This window comes from Streptomyces tricolor, assembly GCF_002155905.1.
GTDB classification, from domain to species: domain Bacteria; phylum Actinomycetota; class Actinomycetes; order Streptomycetales; family Streptomycetaceae; genus Streptomyces; species Streptomyces tricolor.
This window is the reverse complement of the sequence record NZ_MUMF01000960.1, coordinates 1-2,681: the sequence shown is the minus strand read 5'-3', so window position 1 is coordinate 2,681 and position 2,681 is coordinate 1. Positions and strand designations below refer to the sequence as shown.

General features: G+C 77.5%; 4 protein-coding genes and 1 pseudogene. All 5 read right to left on the bottom strand.

The genetic code is table 11. The annotated features are described in order from the left end of the window. Positions 1–293: 293 nt before the first annotated feature. Positions 294–671: pseudogene (locus CCN44_RS47165) on the bottom strand (Rv3654c family TadE-like protein); the annotation flags it as partial. Between the two features lie 146 nt (positions 672–817). After that, complete coding sequence (locus CCN44_RS41910) at positions 818–1,168, bottom strand: TadE family type IV pilus minor pilin (protein WP_059251473.1); 351 nt, start codon at positions 1,166–1,168, stop codon at positions 818–820. Positions 1,169–1,190: 22 nt separating this feature from the next. After that, positions 1,191–1,409, bottom strand: coding sequence for a DUF4244 domain-containing protein (locus CCN44_RS41905; RefSeq protein ID WP_086704485.1), 219 nt, complete (start codon positions 1,407–1,409; stop codon positions 1,191–1,193). Between the two features lie 79 nt (positions 1,410–1,488). After that, positions 1,489–2,268, bottom strand: a complete 780-nt coding sequence (locus CCN44_RS41900) for a type II secretion system F family protein (RefSeq protein ID WP_208639954.1) — start codon at positions 2,266–2,268, stop codon at positions 1,489–1,491. 67 nt (positions 2,269–2,335) lie between these two features. Next, the coding region (locus tag CCN44_RS41895; RefSeq protein ID WP_414820562.1) for a type II secretion system F family protein at positions 2,336–2,681 on the bottom strand (346 nt) is incomplete at its 5' end.

The window sequence follows — 2,681 nt, the reverse complement described above, 5'->3', positions numbered from 1 at the left end:
GGGCACGAGGCTGAGGGGCACAGGGGCAGAGGGACAGCCGACAGTGCGGCGAGCCGGGGGCTGGAAGCCGTCCCTGAGCCGTGACGAACGAGAGCGGCTGCTCAGCGACCGCGCCATCGTCCTGCACGACCCGGCACGAGGGCGTCGGCCCCGTCCGGAGCGGCAACCGACACGGCCCCGGCGCTGTCCGGCGCGGCGGGCGGCAGGGGGGCGTCGGGCGCGCCCGGAGCGGCAGGCAGCGCATTCCCGGCCCTGCCCGGAGCGACGGCAGGCGGCACCGACCCGGCCCCGTCCGGCGCGGCAGGCGCCACCGGCCCCGGCGGCCCCGCTCTCGCCCTGACCTCCGCCGCGAACGGTCCCCGCCCCGCGGCCGCCGTCACGTCCGAGGTGTCGCCCACGATCGCGCACCGCACCAACCGCACCCCCTGCGCCGCCGCCAGCCGCTCGGCCCGGGTGCAGGCCGCCGCGCCGCCCTCGGACCAGTGGTCCGCCGCCGCGAGCGCGGCCAGATCGGCACCGCCGGCCGCCCTGTGCCGTACGACGACGGCCTGCCCGAGCGCCAGGACGGCACCGAACACCACGCACAGCACGGCGATCGCCCCCAGACTCCAGACGGTGGCGGACCCCCGGTCGGCGTCCGGCCGCCGCCCCAGGCACCCACGCCCCCTGATCGCCGCCTCACCAGGGCCCTTCCTGCCGTTCCACCACCGACGCGGACGGCCACGGACCCGATGCCGGGCCCGCACGCCCTCCTCTCCGCGGCCGTGCCGCCGGGTCCACCACCCGCCAGGGGCCGACCCCAGCTCACCCCCACGGTTCACGGCTCCCCCTCCCCAGCACCCGGTGCCTGCCCCACCGTCTCCTCGGCGAGCGCCACCGCCTCCTCCCGTACCTCGAACGGCAACCCGCTCAGCAGCGGCGGCTCGGCCACCACCGTCACCCGGACCCGGTCGCCCTCGCGTGCCACGGTCACCCGCGCTCCCGGCGGTGCCGCTTCCCGGGTCACCGTCACCACCGCGTCGGCGGGATCCTGCCGGGCGGCGGCCCGGGCGCCCGCGCGGGCCGCGTCCACACACTCGATCTGCGCCGCCACCAGGAGCAGCCCCCAGACCAGCGCCATCGTGAACGCCACCAGCACGGACAGCACCACGGCCGCCTCCGCGGTCACGAACCCCCGGTCCCCGCCCCGCTCACATCCGCGCACTGAGCGCCCTCTTCACGATCGCCCCCAGTTCCGCCTGCACCTGGCCGCTGGAGACGACCTTGTAGAGCACCACCGCGAACGCGACGGCCGCGATGATCCCCATGGCGTACTCGGACGTCACCATTCCGGCGTCCTGGCGGCACGCCCCGCGCAACCGAACGGCCGCTTTCCTGAGCTTGCTGAGTTTGGTGAGTTTGCTGAACATTTCAACCCCGTGTGGTCCTGATCCGTTGTCTTTTCCGGCGCTTACCTGACGTCTGTGTGCCGATCCGCTCTCGTCCCGCTCACCTCCCTCCCATGACCTCGCCCGCCAGTCCGATCACGACGGGCAGCACCCCGACGGCGATGAACGCGGGCAGGAAGCACAGGCCGACCGGCGCGGAGATCAGTACGGCCGCCCGGCGTGCCCGGACCGTCGCCGTACGGCCCCACTCCGCGCGCGCGTCCGCCGCGAGACGGGTGACCGGGCCGGCCGCGGGCAGCCCGGACTCGTCGGCCCGCTCCAGCAGCCGGGCCAGCACCCCCGCGCCGGGCAGCGCCGCCAAGCTCCGCCAGGCGTCCGCCGGTTCACCGCCGAGCCGCACCTCCGCCGCGCCCCGCGCCAGCGCCTGCCCGACGAGGCCGCCGAGGGCCTCCCCCACCGCCTGGGCGGCGATCACCGGACCGGCGCCGGCCGTGATGCAGGCGGCCAGCAGGTCGGCGGCGAGCGGGAGTTGGCGCGCGGCGCCGGCGGCGTCGGTCGCCTCCTTGCCGCCGGCGGACGCCTGGCGGCCCTGCCACCGCGAGAGCGCGACGCCGACGCCCAGCCCCAGCAAGATGCCGACGACGCCCCCCACCAGCACCCACACACCGCACGCCGCTCCGGCCGGAGGCAGCCACCGCCGTACCGCGCCCGGGATCACCAACGGGGCTCTGCGCGGCTGCACTTCGACTTCCAGCAGCTCGGCCACCCGGCGCCGCGCCCACCGCCGCCGCCGTGCCGACGCCACCCGCCGGGCACCCCAGCCGAGGGCAAGCACCACAGCCACCGCCATCCCCAGCCTGTGGACGACCTCCGCACTCATACCGCCCGCTCCTCTCCCCACCCTCGGAGCCCCGTCCTTCGGGCCCGCACCGCACACCCCACGCGCCTCACGCCGCCTCCGCCCGCCGCACGATCCGCGCCGCCCACCACAGCCCCGCCGCCTCGAGCACCGCGCCGGCCGTCAGGCAGGCGAGGCCGGCTCCGCTGTGCAGCAGGACCCGCAGCGGGTCGGCGCCCATGGCGGTGCCGAGGAGCAGGCCGAGCGCGGGCAGTGCGGCGAGCAGCACCGCGGTGGCCCGGGCGCCCGACAGCTGCGCGCGCAGGTCGGCCCGCTGGTCGCGCTCGGCGCGCAGGGCCCCTTCGAGCCGGTCCAGGCCGGCGGCGAGTCCGGCGCCCTGGTCGACGGCCACCCGCCAGCACGCGGCGAGTCCGAGCAGGCCCTCGGCGCCCGGC

Coding starts and splice junctions, on each gene's coding strand:
- CCN44_RS41905 (WP_086704485.1), bottom strand. CDS start 1,409: ATGTTCAGCAAACTCACCAAACTCAGCAAGCTCAGGAAAGCGGCCGTT.
- CCN44_RS41900 (WP_208639954.1), bottom strand. CDS start 2,268: ATGAGTGCGGAGGTCGTCCACAGGCTGGGGATGGCGGTGGCTGTGGTG.